Source organism: Dethiosulfatibacter sp. (assembly GCF_983023055.1).
Genome location: NZ_CEZJXU010000326.1, coordinates 1 through 3,007, shown reverse-complemented (window position 1 = coordinate 3,007; position 3,007 = coordinate 1). Strand labels below are relative to the sequence as shown.

Genomic DNA, 3,007 nt, shown 5'->3' with positions numbered 1-3,007 from the left:
TGTCCAGATATTTTTCAGTGAACTTGTTTCTTCTGTGACTTGCCATTATAGCAAGCGATTTCTTTCCCATTTACTTACACACATCGACCCATGTTCCCGCGGTCACCTCTGCCAGATAATCAACATCTATCTTCACTGCAGTATTTGCTCCTCCACCTGCAGGGTAAACAAAGTCAAATACCTTCAATGATTCATCAAGATAAATCTCAAGATCTTTTTCAAGTCCAAAGGGGCATACTCCTCCAACAGGATGTCCAGTGGAATCCTCCACGTCATCAAATCCAACAAATTTTGCCTTCTGTTTGAACTGATCCTTGAATTTTCTGTTGTCAAGTTTAAGGTCTCCCTTTGCAAGTAGAAGTATGTCCTTTTCCTTAAGCCTTATTGCCATAGTCTTTGCAATCCTTGCAGGCTCAACCCCTAGTGCCTTTGCTGCAAGCTCAACTGTAGCAGTAGATGTATCCATTTCTATAATCTCTAGAGGAAGATTTTCCTCAACAAATTGTTTTTTTACGCTTTCTATACTCATTATATACCTCCAAAAAAGCAGCATCGCTGCGTTTTCCGCGTAAGCGGGTATTCAAGTCGCGAAGGAAAGTATCCTTACCCGCATATTACCAACGCTTCAAGGGAATATGCATTTTAGCTTTCCTAAGCTCCAAAAAAATCATACCTTAATATTATCACGACAAGTAGGTTTTTGCCATATTTAAATGCATACAGCCGGTTCTTTACTCATTGAACCAATTGAATGCGTAGGTTGTTTTTGAATCGCTTGTTGTCAATTGACTTTCATTATCATTTAGCTTTTATTTATGGTATAATTAATCTAACAAACATTAAAGGAAGTGAATTTAAATGAAAGATATTCGAGGCATCATTCTTATGATTATAATTGCATTAAGTTTGCTGGCAACAGCTTGCAATACTAAGGTTGATGATTCAGCCCTTGCCGATGTCGAATACAATCTAAGTGCTGCAAATGAAATGATTGCTTCTTTGGAAGCAAAGTTGGAAGAATCAAATACTGCCATAGATTCACTTGAAAACAAGGTTATTGAAAAAGAAAATGATATTGATGAATTTGAAGAAAAGATTAGTATATTAATGGAAGATTTGGAAGAAGATGAAATGCAGATTGGACCAACTCCAGGCAATTCACTTATAAACGAAGCTCTTGTAGTTATGGATTTGATTGCAGCTGAAGATTTTGCTTCTCTTGATTCTCATATAAGTCCTGCAAACGGCCTAAGATTTTCTCCCTATTCAAATATTAACACTTCTACTGATATTGTATTGTATGCAGGAAATTCGATATCGACCATGCTTACAAATACCACTGTTTACATTTGGGGAAGTTATGACGGTTCTGGAGATTCCATTTCAAATGATGGTCTTGGTTATTTTAATGAATTCGTTTATGACCATGCTTTTGCCAATCCTCCTATGATTGGAATTAATACCACCATAGGCAGCGGAAATATGATAAACAACTTTTCCACCTCATATCCAGGGGATTCTTTTGTTGAATTTCATTTCACTGGCTTTGATCCCCAATATTCAGGAATGGACTATTTAAGAGTATCAAATTCGTCTTCAATTTCACCCATTATTTCCTCAATAAGGTCTTCAATGGTTATTATACCCGTTAGAGTTCCTTCTTCATTTGTTATTAAAGCCATATGAGTCTTGCTTCTTTGCATGTTGATGAACAATTTGTCTGTGGATATTGTTTCCACAACGAAATATGGTTTGTGTAAAATATCCCTTATTCTTGGATCTTCAGTTCCCGTATCCATTATGTTTACAAGGACATCCTTAAGGAGAAGTATTCCTATGATATTGTCTCTGTGGGTTTCGAATACTGGAATCCTGGAATAGGTTTCCACCGGAATTATATCCATGAGATCTTTTATCTCAGTCTCTACATCAAGTACAAAGGCATCTGACTTTTGTGTCATGGCCTCACTTGCTATTGTGTCATTAAATTCAAAAACCTTGTCTATCATTTCCCTTTCTCTATATTTTATATTACCCTGCATATTGCCTTTTTTTATTAGTAGCCTTATTTCATCCTCTGAAACACTTTCCTCCCGCTCTCCCTCACCGGCTCCAAAAATCCTTGATACGGCATTTGTTGATTTAGTAAGTATGTAAACGAAAGGTCTTGCTATTTTGGAAAGCATTGTTATATATCTTACTGAATAAAGGGCAATTTCCTCGGTTTTGTGAAGGGCTAGCCTCTTTGGTACCAATTCTCCAAATACGAGAATGAAGTAAGACAGAACAATGGTAACTAGTATTATTGAAACCTGCATGCTGTATGGAATATTCAGTTTTTCCAGTACAGGTGCCACCTTAACTGATATGCCCGTAGCCGCAAAGGCACTTGAAAAGAATCCCGCAAGAGTTATTCCAACCTGGATTGTAGCAAGAAATCCACTGGGTTTTTCAAGGGTATCTACTAGAAGCTTCGCTCTTTTGTCCTTCTCTTTTTCCCATCTTAATTCCATCATATTTTTGTTTACAGATACCATTGCCATCTCCGCAGCAGCAAAGAATGCATTTATAAGTGTAAGTATAGCTATCAATATCAATCTGCCTGCTATTGTGTACATTTATGCCTCCTGAAATTGTAATTATCATTAAAAAATTATTCGTTTTTACTTATTATTTCACACTGGTACAATACCCTTTTTGTACGGGCGTAGTTTCTTCCTATTAATTTGGACAGAGGATTTATATATTGTTTAAGACCCTTGTCCTTATTTTTTATATAGTTGTCGATTAGAAATATCTCCCTGTCATATTCAGGCATCTTTTCCCTTTTTGTCGTTCTTATATTTTTTGGACAAGCATTTTGACATATATCGCATCCAAGAAGTCTTTTTCCCATTTTACTTCCTATCCATTCTGGAACTTCCCTTCCTTCAAGCATATAGTATCTTATGCATTTCTCACGGTTTAGAACGTAACCCTTATCAAGTGCTCCCATTGGGCATGCTTC

The 3,007-nt window shown here is 36.6% G+C and carries 4 protein-coding genes; 1 reads left to right on the top strand and 3 read right to left on the bottom strand.

Annotated features, from left to right (window positions below; all coding sequences use genetic code 11):
• Positions 1 to 70: 70 nt before the first annotated feature.
• Positions 71 to 529: a YbaK/EbsC family protein gene (locus tag AC3AX0_RS10425; protein ID WP_487550228.1), complete on the bottom strand. Its 459-nt coding sequence runs from the start codon at positions 527 to 529 to the stop codon at positions 71 to 73.
• Between the two features lie 329 nt (positions 530 to 858).
• Here AC3AX0_RS10425 and AC3AX0_RS10420 point away from each other — a divergent pair, with 329 nt between their 5' ends.
• Positions 859 to 1,686 (top strand): coiled-coil domain-containing protein, encoded by an 828-nt coding sequence (locus AC3AX0_RS10420; RefSeq protein ID WP_487550227.1) that lies wholly within the window; start codon positions 859 to 861, stop codon positions 1,684 to 1,686.
• Here AC3AX0_RS10420 and AC3AX0_RS10415 read toward each other — a convergent pair.
• Both AC3AX0_RS10415 and AC3AX0_RS10410 read right to left on the bottom strand, forming a co-directional pair.
• Positions 1,572 to 2,618 carry a hemolysin family protein gene (locus AC3AX0_RS10415; RefSeq protein ID WP_487550226.1) on the bottom strand — a complete coding sequence of 349 codons (1,047 nt, stop codon included), beginning with the start codon at positions 2,616 to 2,618 and terminating at the stop codon, positions 1,572 to 1,574. The two genes, AC3AX0_RS10420 and AC3AX0_RS10415, sit on opposite strands and share 115 nt — an antisense overlap.
• Positions 2,619 to 2,653: 35 nt before the next feature.
• Positions 2,654 to 3,007: 4Fe-4S double cluster binding domain-containing protein (locus AC3AX0_RS10410; protein ID WP_487550225.1), on the bottom strand; the 354-nt coding region annotated here is incomplete at its 5' end.

Excerpts from the sequence above, each read along its gene's own strand:
- AC3AX0_RS10415 (WP_487550226.1), bottom strand. The coding sequence starts at position 2,618 with ATGTACACAATAGCAGGCAGATTGATATTGATAGCTATACTTACACTT.
- AC3AX0_RS10425 (WP_487550228.1), bottom strand. The coding sequence starts at position 529 with ATGAGTATAGAAAGCGTAAAAAAACAATTTGTTGAGGAAAATCTTCCT.
- AC3AX0_RS10420 (WP_487550227.1), top strand. The coding sequence starts at position 859 with ATGAAAGATATTCGAGGCATCATTCTTATGATTATAATTGCATTAAGT.